Source organism: Paenibacillus sp. fava2, from assembly GCF_058313675.1.
This window is the reverse complement of the sequence record NZ_CM177755.1, coordinates 1232616-1249750: the sequence shown is the minus strand read 5'-3', so window position 1 is coordinate 1249750 and position 17135 is coordinate 1232616. Positions and strand designations below refer to the sequence as shown.

The following is a 17135-nucleotide window of genomic DNA, read 5'->3' as shown; positions in this document are numbered from 1 at the left end:
ATCGGCTCTGCCGGCCTGATGCAAATGCAGATGCCAGCTCTGCCCGGTCAGCCGAAAAATTGCGTAATATACACCATCGCCAGCAGCCCGAAAATAAAGGAATAGGTCGATGGCCGCTCATAGCCGTGCCCGTGGCTCTCCGGAATCAGCTCCTTATAGACGATGAAGAGCATCGCTCCTGCTGCAAAAGCCAGCCCGTAGCCTACCGCATGCTGCAGCGAGCTTGCTGTGAAATAGCCGATAACCGCCGACACCATTTCCATAAGTCCGGTCAGCGTGGCGAATCCCAGTGCCTTCCAGCGGGTTGACTTGGAGTTCATCATGAACACAGCGAGAATCAGGCCTTCGGGCATGTTCTGCGCCCCGATCGCGATCGCCACCATGGGGCCGAGACTGGCCTCCTCGCTGGCATAGCTGAAGCCTGTACTCAAACCTTCAGGGATATTATGGATAAAGAGGGCGATCATTACTAGCAGCGCCTTGGAATCCATGTTGGCAAAGCCGGGTTTGTTCTCGACATCGATATGCGGAATGTTATTTTCGATAAGGTCAAGCAGCAGCACACCGGTGATCAGCCCGAGCGTCAGGGCGGTAATCCCCGATTCTTTAATCGCCTGCGGCATCAGGCCAAAGGTCGAGGCAGATACCATAATCCCCGCGGTAAAAGCGACCAGTATATCCTTCCAGCGCTCGGACAATCTCCGCACAAACAGAATGGGTACCGCACCAAGCACCGTTGCCATTGCAGATAAAAAGCTGCCTAGCAGCGCAGTCTCCAAGTTATTTCCTCCTCTTGTCAGGACAGAGTTTCATAGACCCAATTTATGCGGCGGGCAGCTTAGATTATGACCAGTCCGGCATTTTGGTGCCTATCCTGCTCATGCCCATGCCCATGCTCATGCCCTGCCCCTGATCGCCTGATCCCAGCCCCAGTGTCATCAGGTCTTCGTCCAGATAACGCCCGTCCAGCTTTACCGCATTGCGCTCCGTGCCGTAGCATGTGAAGCCGAGTGCAGCATACAGCCGCTTTGCCGGCTGGTTGTCCGAAAATACGGTCAGATTCACCGTTACAAGCCCCGGCATTTGACCTGCACGCATGATGAGCTCACTCATCAGGGAATGGCCCAGCTTCTGCTTGCGGGCCTCGGGAGTCACATACATGGCAAAGACACTGCCTTTATGGCGCAGCTTCTCCCTGCTCTCCCGGATAAAAGTAACTACGCCGGCCAGTTCACCCTGCTCGGTGAACCCGCCCAGGGTGAACTTGTCTTCCGCAGGCTCCAGCCTGCCGCTTGTAACCTCCAGCGGCATTTCCTTCTCTGCTTCATAGGTGCTGAGGAAGGCTTCCGGATGAAGCTGCAGCGCCTGCAGCCGCAGACCGCGGTATTGTTCTGCATCGCCGGGATTTAGTAATCTTATGTACATGGCAGCTCCTTCTTCCGCCCGGGGCGGACAACTGATCTAGTTAGATTATAGCCGCAGACCGGGACTTTTGAAACGGGAAGGCAGGCCGGGAGGCAGCTCCGCCGGAGAGGCGCAGCCCTGTTAATGACAGGCGCTGCACCTGCTCATTAACCATTTCATCCCCGGCTGCCCCATTTTCCGAACAGCTCATCCACCCGTCTGCCTATAGCAGCTTCCGGTACAGTCAGCAGCTTTCCGCCGCCTGCCACAACCCTGCCGCCTACCACAACCGTTGAAATAGCCCCCGGCTGCATGGCGTAGACCATGTTGGCGAACAGCTCCTGCCGCGGGGCAAGTGACAGGTCATGAACATCAAGGGCAACAAAATCCGCATACTGGCCGGCTTCCAGGGTGCCGGCCGGCAGCCGCAGGATTTCACCGGCGCGTGACGTGCCCATCTCATAGACCTGACCGGCGTTAACGCAGGTACCGTCCAGACGGCTGACCTTCTGCAGCAGCGAGCACATGCGCATTTCCTCAAACACGCTGATCCGGTTGTTGCTGCATCCGCCGTCAGTGCCGAGTGCCACCTTGACACCGGCGCTCAGCAGGTCGGGAATGCGGGTCACCCCGTCCGCCAGAAACATATTGCTGGACGGGCAGTAGGCTAAAGCTCCTTTTCTCCGGCCGATCAGCTCAATCTCAGAATCCTCCAGCCAGACCAGATGAACAGCGATTATTCTCTCATCCAGCACCCCCAGCGAATCCAGGTAATGCACCGGGCGAAGCCCGTAGGCCTGCAGTATCTCCTCAACCTCGAACATCTCCTCGGCAACATGGATGTGAAACGGCGTATCCAGCTCCTGCGCCAGCCGGTGTCCGGCCCGGATCATCTCCGGGGAAGCCGCGTGCGGGCTGTGCGGAGCCGGATGAACCGTAACCAGCGGATTGCCCTGGTATTTTACAGCCAGCCGCCTCGTCCGTTCAACCGCTTCAGGAACCGTTTCGCGGTAAGCCGCCGGAGCGCCGGCCCAATCATACATCGTCCGGGCGAACACCAGGCGGATACCCAGATCATTGGCCGCCCGGATGACCGCTTCATCATGTGCTGTACCTCCGCCGTGAACATAGAAGAAATCACAAACTGTGGTTACTCCATAACGCAGCATTTCACCGAAGGCCAGCAGGGCGCCGGTATAGACCGCCTCTTCGTCCAGCAGCGGGGAATAACGGTACAGCGCCTGATCCCGCCATTCCAGGAACGGCTTATCGATGGCAATCCCGCGCAGCAGGCTCTGGAAAGAGTGGTTGTGGGCGTTGATTGTGCCGGGAACAATCGCTTTTCCATCCCAGCGGATGTGCCGGATATCCGGATACCGCTGCAGCAGCACCTCCCGGCTGCCTACCTCTGCTATCAGGCCATTCTCGACCAGCACAGCAAAGTCTGGCCGGAACTGCTTCTTCGTGTATACCGCATCTGCCGAATATAACGTCCGCAAGCGGCTCCCCCCTGCCTGTTATGGGCTAACTTCAACATCCAGCGCCAGAATGGACTGCAGCAGCACATTTCCGGCCTGTTCAATATCCCCTATCCGGCTTTCTTCTTCAGGACAGTGGCTTTTTCCGCCGAGACTGGGTACAAACAGCATGCCGGCGCTGGTCAGAGACGCCATGTGCGCGGCATCATGACCGGCCATGCTGCCCAGCGGATAGGTCTTAATGCCAAGCCTGCCGGCCTGGGCGGCAAGCAGCCGGATCAGTAGCGGGGACATCGGCTGGGACGGCTGATCCAGGATAAGCCGCCGCTCCAGCGACAGCCCCCGGCGCTCTGCAATAGATGCAGCCTGCACACCCCAGGCTTCCATCACCCAGCGCTTCTGCTCCTGCTGCGCTGCTCTGACCTCCAGATGAAAAACAGTCTGCCCCGGGATAATGTTCGCGGCGTTCGGCTCATTGCTGATCCGGCCGACAGTGCCCACCACTTCATCTGCCGGATGCTCGCGGCAGAGCTGCTCAAAGGCCAGCATGATTTCGGACGCGCCCATCAGCGCATCCTTCCGGTCCTCCATCAGAGTGGTTCCGGCATGATTGGCTTCTCCCGAGACCGTTACCTCCTCCCGGTAAATACCGGTTATAGCCGTCACAATTCCGACCGGGACAGCCCGGTTCAGCAGCCGTTTCCCCTGCTCGATATGAACTTCAAGGAACGCTGCCAGCTCCTCCGGACTACGCCGGGCCCGCTCAAAACGTCCGGGGTTCCCGCCGGCAAGCCGCAGCGCCTCAGTCAGCAGCTGCCCCTGCCCGTTGCGCACACCTGTGAGATCGTCCCGGCTGAGCTTGCCGGAAACTGCGCGGCTGCCGAAGGTGGACAGCCCGAAGGGATTCGGCTCTTCAGCGCTGAAGGACACCAGCTCCAGAGGGTGCCGGGTAACGGCGTTGTGATCCGCCAGCACCTGCATTACCTCCAGTGCCAGCAGCACACCAAGCGCACCGTCATATTTGCCTCCATTTGGCACTGTATCTATATGGGAGCCAAAAGCAATAACAGGAAGCGTATCATCTGATCCGCTCCGCCGCCCCCAGATATTGGCCGCCTCATCCACCCTGACCTCCAGCTGCAGCCGGAACAGCTGATCCTCCAGCCATTCGCGGGCGGCGAGTTCAGCCGCAGTGAACGTCGTCCGGTCCAGGCCTCCGGTAGCTTCATTCAGCCCGAACCGGGCCAGCGCTTCGATATTCTTTTGCAGCCTGACCGCATTGATCCGCAGTTCTTTCATCTGCATCCCGCTCATGCCGTCACCCTCCTTCCGTCACGGATAACAATCCTGCCCTTTTTCAGTACCGTATCCGTTAAATTCACCGCGTAGTGATATTGCAGGTATTGATAATTGGGCGCATCGAAAATGACCACATCGGCCTGCTTGCCGGCCTCAATGCTGCCGATATCCGCAGCACGGTCAATCGCATGAGCCGCATTAAGAGTACAGGCCGTCAGCACCTCGGCCGGGGTCATTTTCATCGTTAGGCAGGCAAGATTCATAATAAAAGGCAGCGATTCCGTCGGCGAGGAGCCCGGATTGCGGTCCGTTGACAAGGCGACCGGCACACCGGCGTCAATCATCGAACGTGCATCGGCCGGCGGGGCCATCAGGAAAAAGGCGGTCCCCGGCAGCAGCACGGCGATTACTCCCTTCAGGGCCATCCGGCGGATGCCTTCGGCTGAAGCATGCAGCAGATGGTCGGCGGAGACAGCACCCAGCTCGGCGGCCAGCTCCGCCCCTCCCCCGGATACAAGCTCATCAGCGTGGAGCTTCGGCTTGAGCCCCCAGCGTTTGCCTGCCATCAGGATTTCACGGGACTGCTCCACGGTGAACACCCCTTTCTCGCAGAACACATCGCAGTATTCCGCCAGCCCTGCCCGGGCCACAGCCGGGATCATCTCCTCGATCACCTTCCGGACAAAAGCATCCGTATTTCCTTTATACTCCGGCGGAACCGCATGCGCTCCCATAAAGGTGGACACCAGCTCTACCGGGTGAACCGCATTCAGCCTACGGGCTACTCTAAGCTGCTTGAGCTCATCGGCCAGCCGCAGCCCGTAGCCGCTCTTTGCCTCAACCGTCGTTACCCCGTGGGCCAGAAACCGGTCCAGCCGCCGCTCCGCTTCAGCCATCAGCTGCTCCTCAGAGGCTTCACGGGTACGCTCCGTTGTAGAGAGGATTCCGCCTCCGGCCTGCAGGATATCCAGATATTTCGCTCCTTGCAGCCGGAGCGTAAGCTCGAATTCCCGTGAGCCGGCGAACACCAGATGGGTATGCGGATCAATAAGGCCCGGGGTCACCGTCTTCCCGGCAGCAGACAGCACCGTGACCGGCTTTCCTCCGGAGTGCAGCTCCACATACCGCCTGGCCTCCCCGCTGCTGCCCACGAAGACAAACCTCCCGTCCTCAATGACTATGCCGCCGTCCTCAATCAGACCGAGCTCTGCCATCTCCCTGCCAATTTTGGGCTTCATGCCTGCCCCGCCCAGTGTGGCAATCTGCGCAGCGCCATCAATGTGGATCATTCCGCTGCTCCTCCCCAGGCTCCAGCATGGGCATACGGATGCCGTGGACTCTTACGGTTTCGGCAGCCAGCGGATAGCCGGCATCCGCATGCCGGACCACGCCCATACCCGGATCTGCCGTCAGCACCCGCTCAAGCCGGGCCTCTGCCTCCTTCGTGCCGTCTGCGACAACCACCATCCCGGCATGCTGCGAATAGCCCATCCCCACTCCGCCCCCGTGATGGATCGACACCCAGCCGGCTCCTGCGGCCGTGTTGACCAGCGCATTCAGCAGCGGCCAGTCGGAGACGGCATCACTGCCGTCCAGCATGCGTTCCGTCTCCCGGTTAGGCGAGGCCACGGAGCCGGCATCCAGATGATCCCGGCCGATGACCACCGGAGCGGACAGCTCCCCGGAAGCAACCATATCGTTGAGGAGCTTGCCGAACGCTGCCCGCTCGCCGTAGCCGAGCCAGCAGATCCGGGCAGGCAGGCCCTGGAAGGCAATTTTTTGCCCGGCTAAAGTAATCCAGCGCTGAAGGCCTTCATTTCCGGGAAATGCCCGGAGGATGGCCGCATCCGTTTTATAGATATCCTCGGGATCACCCGACAAGGCGGCCCAGCGGAACGGGCCTTTCCCTTCGCAGAACTGCGGACGGATATAGGCGGGAACAAATCCGGGAAAATCAAAAGCCCGGCTGACGCCCTGATCGTATGCCGCCTGCCGGATATTGTTGCCGTAGTCAAAGGTGACAGCCCCTTTGTCCTGCAGCTCAAGCATTGCCTCAACATGCCGGGCAATGCTGCTGCGGGCAAGGGCAATGTACGCCTGCGGATCACTGCCCCGCAGCTGCCTTGCGGTTTCGGCAGTGAAGCCGGCCGGCACATAGCCGTTCAGCGGATCATGCGCTGACGTCTGATCGGTCAGCACATGCGGCACAAAGCCGCCGGCCGCTATTTCCGGCAGCAGCTCCGCCGCATTGCCCAGCAGGCCGATGGAGAGCGGACGGCCTGCGCTGCGGGCCGCCTCAGCCATGGCCAGCGCTTCTTCCAGCGTTTCTGCTACAGCATCACAGTAACCGGACTGAATCCGCTTCGCAATCCGTGTCCGGTCCACTTCGATGCCGATGAACACACCGCCGTTCATGGTCACGGCAAGCGGCTGGGCGCCGCCCATACCCCCGAGGCCGCTGCTAAGCGTGACCGTCCCCTTCAGTGTGCCGCCGAAATGCTGTCTGGCGCATTCGGCGAAGGTCTCATAGGTGCCCTGCACGATACCCTGCGTGCCGATATAGATCCAGCTGCCGGCAGTCATCTGCCCGTACATGATCAGGCCCTTGCGGTCCAGCTCATGAAAGCTCTCCCAGGTTGCCCACGCCGGAACCAGATTGGCATTCGCCAGCAGGACGCGCGGGGCATCCGGATGGGTGCGGAATACCGCCACCGGCTTGCCGGACTGGATCAGCAGGGTCTCGTCGTTCTCCAGCGTCTTCAGCGACCGGACAATCGCGTCGTAAGCCTCCCAGCTGCGGGCTGCTTTACCGATGCCGCCATAGACAATCAGCTGCTGCGGATGCTCCGCCACGTCGGGGTCGAGATTGTTCATCAGCATCCGCAGGGCTGCTTCCTGCGTCCAGCCTTTGGTATTCAGCGTACTTCCTCTGGGGGCGCGGCAGATTCTCTCCTCGTTACGGCTCATACGGCTGCTCTCCCTCCGTTCCTTATTCCTTCAGGTGCTCCCAAGATTTACTCCACACAGGAATCAAAGGTCACCCTGGCAAACAGTCCGGCCAGCACACCGGGCTGTTTCATCCACTGCGCAACCGAAGCAAAATCGCCGGAAAGCACACGGTCCTCCTTCACCGGGGCCGCCAGCTCCCGGCAGCGGTCATACAGCCACTTCGTTCCCCGTCCAAGCTGCTGCGGGCCGCGGAAATCAAGGGCCTGAGCCGCGCACAGCAGCTCAATTGCCAGCACGGTATAGGCATTATCAACGATTTGGCTTGCCTTACGGGCAGCGATGGTGCCCATACTGACATGATCCTCCTGATTACCCGAGGAGGGTATGGAGTCCACACTGGCCGGATGGGCCAGAGCTTTGTTCTCCGACACAAGAGCAGCGGCAGTGTACTGGGCGATCATGAAGCCGGACTGCAGTCCCCCGTTCCCGGTCAGGAACGGGGGCAGCCCTTCATTCAGCTGCGGATTAACCAGCCGCTCGATCCTCCGCTCGGCAATACTGGCCAGCTCCGCCGCACAGACGGCCAGATGGTCCATCGGCAGCGCGACAGGCTGGCCGTGGAAATTGCCGCCGGAGATGACCCGGTCCAGCTCGGTAAAGATGAGCGGATTATCCGTGGCCGAATTCAGCTCGGTCGTCAGCCTCCCGGCAATATAGGCCAGCGCATCCCGGCTCGCTCCGTGCACCTGCGGTGCGCAGCGCAGGGAATAAGCATCCTGCACCCGCTTCTCCCCCTGATTGGTCATCAGGGTGCTCCCGGCGGTCAGGTGCCGGATGTTGCCGGCTGACTGCTGCTGTCCACGATGCGGCCGGACAGCATGGGCCGCCGGATCAAAGGCGTCCCGCACCGCCAGCAGCGCCTCACAGGTCAGCGCTGCCGTGCAGTCCGCCCAGTCGGCCAGGTTCATGGCATCCCGGCAGGCCAGCACGCCGACCGCCGTCATGACCTGCGTCCCGTTAATCAGGGCCAGCCCCTCCTTGGCCTCGAGCACGATAGGTGCAAGCCCGGCCTGCGCCAGCGCCTCTGCCCCGGGCAGGCGTATGCCCTGGACATACGCTTCGCCCTCGCCGATCAGAACCAGCGCCATATGAGACAGCGGGGCCAGATCACCGCTGGCGCCAAGCGAGCCTTTTTCCGGAATAACCGGGATGACGCCCCGGTTCAGCATATCGGCCATCAGCCGGATAACCTCCGGGCGGATCCCGGAATAGCCGAGGGACAAGGCGTTAATCCGCAGCAGCAGGATGGCCCTGACCGTCTCTTCCGGAAGCGGCGCTCCGGTTCCGCAGCTGTGGCTGCGGATCAGATTAAGCTGCAGCTGCTGCGTATCCTCCGGGGAAATGTACGTGTCGCTGAACTTGCCGAAGCCTGTAGTCAGTCCGTACACCACTTTTTTCTCCAGCAGCAGCCTCTCCACATACCTGCGGGTCTGCTCCACCCTGCGGCAGCTCTCCTCTCCAAGCTCCACAGGATGGTGATAACGTGCAACCCTGACGACTTCCGCAAGGGTCAGCGAATGGCCCTGAACAACAACTGCAGTACTGTTTTTTTCCGGCACGGGCGTCACCTGCTTCTGCGTAATAGAAAAAGCCCATACCTAGCAAGAGGTACCGGCTTCCATCTCATTCTGATCCTAGCGGCATGCGTTCTTTGATGCACCTGACCATGAAAGTGCCCTATTATATCCTATTCTTCCGCTGCCCGGATATGATCGCCGACAGCAAAAAGAGCAGAAGTTCCCGGGTAAGGTACCTTCTGCTCTCTGCAGCCCAAAGCTCTACAGCAGCTTATCCAGCTCCCTGCAGGCTTCTTCATATGCAATCTCCAGCTTCGGCAGCTGCCGTACAGCGAGCTCGAATTCCTTTGCTCCGGCATGGCGTTCCACCACTGCACACAGATGGGCGAAATACTGCACCCCAATGCTCAGACTGCCTGACTTCAGGCTGTGGGCCGCTGCCGCCATTTCCGTCAGATCCCGTCTGGACGCAGCATTCTCCAGGGCAGCCAGCCGCTGCGGAGTATCCTTCTTGAAAATCCCGATCAGCATACGCAGCAGCTCAGGCTCGTCTTCATCGTCCATCTCCCGGATGCCCGACAGGGTCTCCTCCTGCAGGACGGGAATATAAGGCTTCATGCTGTACCATTTAACCAGCAGCTTGCTCAGCGCCTGCAGATTCAGCGGCTTAACCGTCCAGTCATCGAGTCCTGCCTCAATAAATTGCGCGCGGCTCTCCTCGCCTTCATCCCCGGTCACGCCGATAATCGGAACCCGCGCCCTTGCCCCGGAAGCTTCCAGCCGGCGGATGGTGCGGACCGCCTCCTCACCGCTCATGACCGGAAGCCGGCTGTCCATCAGAATAAGCCCGTATTCCTGCCGTTGCCAGGCATCCACCGCATCCTTACCGCTGCCTACCAGGTGGACATCCGTCACCCCCAGCTTCTGCAGCTGCCGCAGCAGCACTGCACTGTTCAGTCCGTTATCCTCGGCGACCAGCACCGGCAGCACGCTGAATCCGTTCACCGGCAGGTCTGCCCCGCCAGCCGGAGCCGGCTCCGGAAGGACGGACGGCTTATCCAGCGGAAGCTCAAACCGGAAAACCGAGCCGGCTCCGGGCACACTCTCCGCCATAATGGTTCCGTCCATCAGCTCTACCATGGACTTGCAGATGGACAGCCCGAGTCCCGTTCCCTCGGCAGACAGCTCCGCGTCATGGCCTACCTGCGAATACGGCCGGAACAGGGAGCCAAGATCCTCAGGTGATATGCCAACCCCTTCATCCCTTACTTCAAAGCATACCCGCTGGCGCGCTGCTTCATCAGAGACCAGACTCACTGTAACTTCTATTTTACCGTTCTGCGTGAACTTCGCCGCATTGCCCAGCAGATTAATAAGCACCTGCATTATTTTGGGTGAATCTCCTTCCAGCTGATCCTCAACCCCGTCCAGGATTCGATAGGTTAAAGTATTTTCCCGCTTTACCGCTGCAGGAGAGAGCAGCCGAAATGCATGCTCAACCAGCCTCCGTATGCTGAAGGGAACTCTGCTCCTTTCCATTTTCCCGGCTTCAATTTTGGAGAAATCAAGCAGATTCCGGATCATCTGCAGCAGATACTGTGCCGATTCCCGGATCACCTGCAGATGATCCTGCTGTTCTTCCGTAACGTCCTCAGCCTCCAGCAGCTCGGTTATACCCAGAATTCCGTTCATCGGTGTTCGGATTTCATGGCTGACCGTAGCCAGAAACAGGCTTTTTGCCCTGCTTGCTGCTTCCGCCTCCTCCTTGAGTGCTTTAAGCTCCGCATTATTTTTGGCCAGCAGCCGGTGCATCGTAATGAGTTCATTGTTCATGGCGGAAAACTCGGCCAATGCCTGCTCTTCTCTATGCTTGCCTGCGATTAACTGTTCTGACAGATTTTCAATCGTGTCCCTCAGGACACCGATTTCCTGCTCACTGCCGTTCATTTTAGTACCCCGCCTTCTGTATCAGTTCTTCTGGCTCCAGGTACCCGGAACAAGCTGTGCTGCAATTTCGAGCGCGCTCCCGGCATCGGGGGCATAACCGTCTGCGCCGACCTTTTTCCACAAATCCCTGTCTATATTAAACGGCATTCCGCCGACCAAGATCTTCAGGCCGTCAAGCTCCGCATGACCGCGGAGCACTTGAATCAGGCGGACGACCTCAGACACATGAAAGGTCATTGTAACCGAAACAGCCAGCAGATCGGCAGGCTGCTCCTTCAAATAACGTATCAGGCTTTCAACAGGCATGTTGGAGCCCAGGTAGAAGGTATTCCAGCCCTTCATTTCAAAAAAGTCCGTCAGCATCCGCAGGCCGATTTCATGCAGTTCTTCACCTACACCGACTGCAACCAGCCTCTTGCGGCCGCTCTGTGCCCGGATCCAGCGGGGGTACAGCTGGGAGATGATGCTCTGGGTGCAGGCTGTGCAGTAGTGCTCCTGAGCGACCGTGATTTGTCCCAGCTGCCACAGCCGCCCGATTTCGTATTGGCTCTGCTGGAAGATATGAAGGTAAATATCCTGAACCGGTATGTCGTCATCATACAGCTTCATTACAAATTCCGCGGCCTGGCGCCGTTCCCCGTCCAGCAGAAGCCCCAGGTATTGCTCCGCCTCCAGATAATAGGGCTGATCCGGCTGCAGAAACGAGGGCACACTCTCTTCCCCGCGCATATGATACATACCCATATCCAGGTAGCTCAGGATCAGCTCTCTGTCCCGCGGCTCTACCTTGACGTTGATTGCATCCTTCATCAGTTCCAGATTGATCCGCAGATCCTCAGCCGTAATCTTATACTGCATGAGCAGTACTTTAAGCCAAATAATATAGTTAATGAACAAAAGCGGGCTTTCCAGCGACACGCTTTGTGCAAGATAACGAAGATGATATAGGGAATCCTGCCTGGTCCGGGCTATTCCGGAAGGACCAAAACGCTGCCTTAATTCAGGCTGACGTTCATATTGACGCAAGGTAACTTCTTCTGCAAGCTGCTCGGCTATCATTTTAAGGCGCTCTCCTGCATTTTGCTGATTAGAATACATTGAGTCACTCCTTCAGTATGCGCATAAAAATAATGCTTATCTCCTATTATACCTTATTTGGCAAGTCTACCGGAAAAACCGCAGGTTTTGTCATATTTTACACACTGCCTGAGAATCTATTGAACTTTTGTGAGAATGCAAAAGAAACCTGATCTCTTAGTAGAGACCAGGTTTCCTTGACAACAGGCGAAGCTGGTATCAGGCAGTTTCAGGCGGCTGATTATTTCCGGGCTTCATCCCCTGAAGCAAACAGCTCCAGGTAACGCTCCAGCCCGTGCGCCGCAAGCTCCTCCCTGGGGACAAAACGCAGCGCAGCTGAGTTGACCCGGTAATGCAGCTTCGCAGGCTCAGGACCGTCATACAGCAGCTGGCCGAGATAGGCTCCGCTTAACCTGCTCCGTAGCACAGTTCTCGCTGCACCGCCGCTTAAGTCAGCCTCACGGCGGATCAGCCCCGGCTCAAGCGGTGCGGCAAAGGACGGCCAGCCGGTGCCGGAATCAAATTTATCCAGCGAACTGAACAGCGGATCTCCATTCAGCACATCAATATAAATGCCTTCACGGTATTCATCCCAATGGGCGTTGTCATATGCAGGCTCTGTACCCTTGTTCCGGATAACCTCATATTGCAGGGCCGTCAGCCGGGCACGCAGCCGCTCCCGGTCTTCGCCCCTCTGCCAGTGCCGCTCCAGAAAATCATCACGGCCCGAGCCCTTGAGATACAGCTTGTAATCCAGCGGATGCGTCTTATAGTAATCCTGATGCTCAGCTTCAGCCGGGTAGAACGGTGCAGCCGGCAGAATCTCCGTTACAACCGGTCCTTTGAACCTTTTTTCTGCCTGAAGTGCAGCCTTGGACGCCTCCGCCGCAGCCCGCTGCTCCTGACTGTGGACAAAGATGGCGGTTCTGTAGGAATGCCCGCGGTCCATGAACTGGCCGCCGCGGTCTGTAGGATCAATCAGCTGCCAATAAATATCCAGCAGACGCCGGTATGGAAACAGCTCCGGATCAAAGGTAATCTGCACCGCCTCGATATGGCCTGTCGTCTCCGTCCCGACTTCGGCATAAGTCGGATTCTCCGTATGTCCGCCTGTATAACCCGACACCAACGAGATGATACCCGGCAGCTCGTCAAACGGCTTGACCATACACCAGAAGCAGCCGCCGGCGAAGGTGGCCAGCTCCAGCCGCTGCCCGGCTTGCTGTAATTCATTCATCCGGTCTGCCTCCTGTTGTTCAGAATAGTTGTGTTATAAACTCATTATAGCCACAAATGATCAGTACCGCGCAATCATCCCTGCCGGTTTATTACTTCTGCATGACTACCTTGTATAATGAAGCAAGAATACAGAAACGGAATGGAAGCAGGGATAACAATGAATTCAGCGGAAAGTGCAGACAACAGTGCAGACAACAAAATATCCCGCACCAGAAGGGGGCACAGTTCCGGCGCCGGACGCAGGCCTGTTATCGCTTTAGCCGGGGTAGAGAGATTCACAGATCATAATCTGCTGGCGCTGCTGACGGAGCATAGCGATCTGATTGTGTTGGCAGAGAATGGTGACGAATATTCCGATGGCAGCGAGGGCAAAAATGGATACGGTGCTGAGCACAGCGCTGGTGCGGGGTACAGCAGCGGCAAGGGCGGCCGGCACGGGAACAGAGAATGCGGCAGAGAAGTCTACCAAGACCAGACAGATCTGTACCCGCGTGTGCAGCGGCACCCCTGCGACCTTTTCTCTTTGCCGTCTGCCACTGCCGCGCTGCAGGGTGCAGACTATGCCATCTACCTGGTTCATCCCTTTATGTCACAGGCCAGGCTGACCCAGGCAAGCTTTGCTGATATGGCCGCCATACAGGCAGATATATTCACCCGGGCAGCTTGTATAAACGGCATCCGGCATATTGTCTGCCTGAGCGGGCCTGCCTCCCGCAATATCCCGTCCGGGCAACGTTCCCGTTATCTGCACAGCAGCCTGGAAGCGGAACAAATCCTCCGCTCCTGCGGGCCAGCCGCAGCGCAATCCTTGAATTGACCTATCTGCCGGAGCGCAGCAGCGCAGCGAACAGCATTTACCGGATTTCCGGCGGGTTCCTCGCAAAGCAGGATAATTCCGATCAAAGCAGGCTTGAATTTCTGCAAATCCCCGGCAGCCGCGAATGCATCATTGCTATCCATGACTACCTGCCATCCCTGCCCTGGTTTCTCTATAAGCACACACAGGCAGGAGTTCACCTGCTTGTTATGGCAGCATTCCGCAGGCATTTACTTCGAATGAGTAACCGAATCTAAGACGTTTGCGGCGCCAGCAATAATCTGCGGATCCTCCATGGCATCTCATAACCTATTTATCCTGCTCGTTAATGTCCCACAGATCCTTGTGCGTCAGTCCGGCAAACAGAAGCAGGATCAGCGTCAGAATCATCACCAGCTCTCTGATTGTATTGGATAGGCTGTCCACGTTATAACCAAAAATAATATTCAGCCGCCCCCACAACAGGTTAAGGCACAGCAGCGAAACCATGAAATACGTCGTCCATACACTCCGGAGATAGAGATTATACGTCCGGTTCGGGCCTTTTCCAATAAAAAATGTACGGTATCTCAGCACATAAGCGGCAAACACAATAAAAACAGCTACTTCCAGAGCAATAAGAATCAAATCAACGATGGCCATGTAAATCATCTCCTCTCTTGCCCAGGCCGTTACGGTGCAGATCTAACAGGCTCTCAAGATCATTCATTTCATAGGCCTCCCGGATTCTGCCCAGATTCTCTATTTCCCGTTTTACAGAGCTGGGCTTGACTTCGTTCTTCTTAAAAATATCGAGGAGCTTCACTTGTTGACGACCTCCTCACCATTGGTTTTATCGGCTCGCGCGCGCTCCAGGGCCTCTCTTTCAATTAAAAGCTTGACCAGGGAACGGTTGTATTCATTCAGCTGCTTCTCGTTCTCCTCATCACGTTTCTGGTAATTCTGAATGACCTTCTCTTTGCCTGCCATCTGCCGGATAGCCCAAATTAAAGCAACCGATAAAAGGACATTTAGCACGACTGAACCGTTATTGTTGGCAAACAGGCCAGTCAATGCAGTCAAATCCATCCATATCACCCCGTTTATTGTGGTCTGGTTTTGCTGGTTATCAGGGCTGTTTATAACCGGGTGAACCTGTCCATCCCCGGGCTGCGCACATAACTAAAACGCGGCTGCCGCAGGATCAACTGCAATACTCTATTCTTTCGGTGCTAGATTGGTTTGGGTAATCCAGTATCAATAAAATAAAGCCTCCCGCATGTCCATTGGACTGCGGAAGGCTTAGCTATTACGTGCGGGCGGGGCAGACTTCGGCCTCATGATTATAATCCGTTAACAGCGATCATTTCAGCCTACTAATTTAGTTGGATTTTCGCCACTTAGTTTAACTATTTCCCTTGATTTAGGACAACTAGTTGGATAAACGTCATCTATTTCGGGCGATTTACCGCTCTTGGAGCGATTTCGGCAAAATGAAGTAGCACTTTTCCACTTAGTTTCCTGGGAACGGGATTCTCCGGAGGATTAGATGATGTTATTACACTTAACTACAAGCTTACACTTCTTCCGCATGTGTGCGTATAACAAAAAAACCTTGAGAAGCCTGTAAACAGGCCTCTCAAGGTTTCTGGTAAATCGTCTTACATCATGCCGCCCATTCCACCCATACCGCCCATATCTGGCATGCCGCCGCCTTTTTCAGGCTCTGGCTTGTCAGCGATGACAGCTTCGGTGGTCAGGAACATTGCCGCTACGGAAGCTGCATTTTGCAGCGCGGAGCGTGTTACCTTCGCAGGGTCAACGATCCCGGCTTCGAACATGTTCACCCATTCGCCGGTAGCTGCGTTGTAGCCTACGCCAACTTTTTCTTTCTTCAGACGGTCCACGATTACGGAACCTTCTTCGCCGGCATTTGCAGCGATTGTACGGATCGGCTCTTCCAGAGCGCGCAGAACGATGTTTACACCGGTTTTTTCGTCGCCGGATACATCTACTGCTGCTACTGCATTATATACGTTCACAAGAGCTGTACCACCACCGGATACGATACCTTCTTCAACCGCAGCGCGGGTTGCATTCAGGGCATCTTCGATGCGCAGCTTGCGCTCTTTCAGTTCGGTTTCAGTTGCTGCGCCGACTTTGACTACGGCTACGCCGCCAGCCAGTTTAGCCAGACGCTCCTGCAGTTTCTCTTTGTCGAACTCGGAAGTAGTTTCTTCCAGTTGGGCACGGATCTGGCTAACGCGGGCATTGATGTCCGCTTTGTCGCCGCTGCCGTCTACGATTGTAGTGTTTTCTTTGGTTACGCGTACTTGACGTGCGTTACCCAGCTGATCAATGGAAGTGCTCTTCAGGTCAAGACCGAGCTTCTCAGTGATCACTTGGCCGCCTGTCAGGGCTGCGATATCCTGCAGCATAGCTTCACGGCGGTCGCCGAAGCCAGGAGCCTTAACAGCAACAGCGTTGAAGGTTCCGCGCAGTTTGTTCACGATCAGCATAGCCTGTGCTTCGCCTTCGATATCTTCAGCGATGATCACGAGCGGACGGGCCTGCTGTACGATCTTCTCAAGCAGCGGCAGGATTTCCTGTGTGCTGCTGATCTTCTTGTCAGTGATCAGGATGTACGGGTTGTCCAGAACAGCTTCCATTTTGTCCGTATCAGTAATCATGTACGGGGAAATGTAGCCGCGGTCAAACTGCATACCTTCTACCACTTCAAGCTCAGTCAGGAAGCCGCGGGATTCTTCAACGGTGATAACGCCGTCTTTGCCCACTTTTTCCATAGCTTCAGCAATCAGCTGGCCTACTTCGTCGTCAGCAGCGGAGATAGCTGCTACCTGAGCGATAGCCTGGGAATCTTCGATTGGCTTAGCGATGTTCTGAAGCTCAGCAACAGCCGCTTTAACCGCTTTGTCGATCCCTTTGCGGATAACCATCGGGTTAGCGCCTGCAGTTACGTTCTTCAGACCTTCGCGGATCATAGCCTGAGCCAGAACGGTTGCAGTTGTAGTACCGTCACCGGCTACATCGTTAGTCTTGGTAGCTACTTCTTTAACGAGCTGTGCGCCCATGTTCTCGAAAGCATCTTCCAGTTCGATTTCTTTGGCAATGGTAACACCGTCGTTAGTGATCAGCGGGCTGCCGAATTTCTTCTCAAGTACCACGTTACGGCCTTTAGGACCCAGTGTAACTTTTACTGCGTTAGCCAGAGCATCAACCCCGCGGAGCATCGAGCGGCGGGCGTCTTCACTGAATTTAATTTCTTTTGCCATTAGTGTTAACCTCCTAGAAATTGTTGTAAGTGTATAAAATCATCTAAAGCTTAAGTATATTTACTGCTATCCTTAT

Annotated in this window: 15 protein-coding genes; 1 reads left to right on the top strand and 14 read right to left on the bottom strand. The window is 56.7% G+C overall.

Features of this window, described 5'->3' with window-relative positions:
- Positions 1–47 precede the first annotated feature (47 nt).
- The 10 genes from AC4G46_RS05445 to msrA form a co-directional block, all read right to left on the bottom strand.
- Positions 48–779, bottom strand: a complete 732-nt coding sequence (locus tag AC4G46_RS05445) for a ZIP family metal transporter (RefSeq protein WP_491127026.1) — start codon at positions 777–779, stop codon at positions 48–50.
- 64 nt (positions 780–843) lie between these two features.
- Positions 844–1425, bottom strand: coding sequence for a GNAT family N-acetyltransferase (locus tag AC4G46_RS05440; RefSeq protein WP_491127025.1), 582 nt, complete (start codon positions 1423–1425; stop codon positions 844–846).
- Between the two features lie 155 nt (positions 1426–1580).
- The gene (locus tag AC4G46_RS05435) at positions 1581–2903 is read right to left on the bottom strand and encodes an amidohydrolase family protein (protein ID WP_491127024.1); all 1323 of its coding nucleotides are present in this window, start codon (positions 2901–2903) and stop codon (positions 1581–1583) included.
- A gap of 18 nt (positions 2904–2921) precedes the next feature.
- Positions 2922–4196, bottom strand: a complete 1275-nt coding sequence (locus AC4G46_RS05430) for a Zn-dependent hydrolase (protein WP_491127023.1) — start codon at positions 4194–4196, stop codon at positions 2922–2924.
- The gene (gene hutI / locus AC4G46_RS05425; RefSeq protein WP_491127022.1) at positions 4193–5470 is read right to left on the bottom strand and encodes an imidazolonepropionase; all 1278 of its coding nucleotides are present in this window, start codon (positions 5468–5470) and stop codon (positions 4193–4195) included. Before hutI ends, AC4G46_RS05430 begins: the two co-directional genes overlap by 4 nt.
- Positions 5457–7148, bottom strand: a complete 1692-nt coding sequence (gene hutU, locus AC4G46_RS05420; RefSeq protein ID WP_491127021.1) for a urocanate hydratase — start codon at positions 7146–7148, stop codon at positions 5457–5459. The genes hutI and hutU overlap by 14 nt, the downstream gene beginning before the upstream one ends.
- A 47-nt stretch (positions 7149–7195) precedes the next feature.
- On the bottom strand, positions 7196–8749 hold the full coding sequence (hutH, locus tag AC4G46_RS05415) for a histidine ammonia-lyase (protein WP_491127020.1): 1554 nt from the start codon (positions 8747–8749) through the stop codon (positions 7196–7198).
- A gap of 219 nt (positions 8750–8968) precedes the next feature.
- Positions 8969–10654 (bottom strand): ATP-binding protein, encoded by a 1686-nt coding sequence (locus tag AC4G46_RS05410; protein ID WP_491127019.1) that lies wholly within the window; start codon positions 10652–10654, stop codon positions 8969–8971.
- Positions 10655–10675: 21 nt separating this feature from the next.
- A complete protein-coding gene (locus AC4G46_RS05405; RefSeq protein WP_491127018.1) occupies positions 10676–11752 on the bottom strand; it encodes a cobalamin B12-binding domain-containing protein in 1077 nt (358 codons plus the stop codon).
- A gap of 220 nt (positions 11753–11972) precedes the next feature.
- The gene (msrA, locus tag AC4G46_RS05400; protein ID WP_491127017.1) at positions 11973–12968 is read right to left on the bottom strand and encodes a peptide-methionine (S)-S-oxide reductase MsrA; all 996 of its coding nucleotides are present in this window, start codon (positions 12966–12968) and stop codon (positions 11973–11975) included.
- Positions 12969–13127: 159 nt separating this feature from the next.
- Here msrA and AC4G46_RS05395 point away from each other — a divergent pair, with 159 nt between their 5' ends.
- On the top strand, positions 13128–13787 hold the full coding sequence (locus tag AC4G46_RS05395; protein ID WP_491127016.1) for a hypothetical protein: 660 nt from the start codon (positions 13128–13130) through the stop codon (positions 13785–13787).
- 309 nt (positions 13788–14096) lie between these two features.
- Here the strand turns inward: AC4G46_RS05395 and AC4G46_RS05390 are convergent, their stop codons facing one another.
- From AC4G46_RS05390 to groL, 4 genes are all read right to left on the bottom strand, one after another.
- On the bottom strand, positions 14097–14429 hold the full coding sequence (locus tag AC4G46_RS05390) for a hypothetical protein (RefSeq protein ID WP_491127015.1): 333 nt from the start codon (positions 14427–14429) through the stop codon (positions 14097–14099).
- Entirely contained in the window at positions 14416–14592 is a 177-nt protein-coding gene (locus tag AC4G46_RS05385; protein ID WP_157889913.1) for a hypothetical protein, read from the bottom strand. The genes AC4G46_RS05390 and AC4G46_RS05385 overlap by 14 nt, the downstream gene beginning before the upstream one ends.
- Entirely contained in the window at positions 14589–14855 is a 267-nt protein-coding gene (locus AC4G46_RS05380; RefSeq protein WP_491127014.1) for a hypothetical protein, read from the bottom strand. The genes AC4G46_RS05385 and AC4G46_RS05380 overlap by 4 nt, the downstream gene beginning before the upstream one ends.
- A gap of 572 nt (positions 14856–15427) precedes the next feature.
- Positions 15428–17059, bottom strand: a complete 1632-nt coding sequence (gene groL / locus AC4G46_RS05375; protein WP_068720747.1) for a chaperonin GroEL — start codon at positions 17057–17059, stop codon at positions 15428–15430.
- Positions 17060–17135 lie beyond the last annotated feature (76 nt).

Coding starts and splice junctions, on each gene's coding strand:
- AC4G46_RS05440 (WP_491127025.1), bottom strand. CDS start 1,425: ATGTACATAAGATTACTAAATCCCGGCGATGCAGAACAATACCGCGGT.
- AC4G46_RS05430 (WP_491127023.1), bottom strand. CDS start 4,196: ATGAGCGGGATGCAGATGAAAGAACTGCGGATCAATGCGGTCAGGCTG.
- hutI (WP_491127022.1), bottom strand. CDS start 5,470: ATGATCCACATTGATGGCGCTGCGCAGATTGCCACACTGGGCGGGGCA.
- hutU (WP_491127021.1), bottom strand. CDS start 7,148: ATGAGCCGTAACGAGGAGAGAATCTGCCGCGCCCCCAGAGGAAGTACG.
- AC4G46_RS05410 (WP_491127019.1), bottom strand. CDS start 10,654: ATGAACGGCAGTGAGCAGGAAATCGGTGTCCTGAGGGACACGATTGAA.
- AC4G46_RS05405 (WP_491127018.1), bottom strand. CDS start 11,752: ATGTATTCTAATCAGCAAAATGCAGGAGAGCGCCTTAAAATGATAGCC.
- msrA (WP_491127017.1), bottom strand. CDS start 12,968: ATGAATGAATTACAGCAAGCCGGGCAGCGGCTGGAGCTGGCCACCTTC.
- AC4G46_RS05395 (WP_491127016.1), top strand. CDS start 13,128: ATGAATTCAGCGGAAAGTGCAGACAACAGTGCAGACAACAAAATATCC.
- AC4G46_RS05390 (WP_491127015.1), bottom strand. CDS start 14,429: ATGGCCATCGTTGATTTGATTCTTATTGCTCTGGAAGTAGCTGTTTTT.
- AC4G46_RS05380 (WP_491127014.1), bottom strand. CDS start 14,855: ATGGATTTGACTGCATTGACTGGCCTGTTTGCCAACAATAACGGTTCA.
- groL (WP_068720747.1), bottom strand. CDS start 17,059: ATGGCAAAAGAAATTAAATTCAGTGAAGACGCCCGCCGCTCGATGCTC.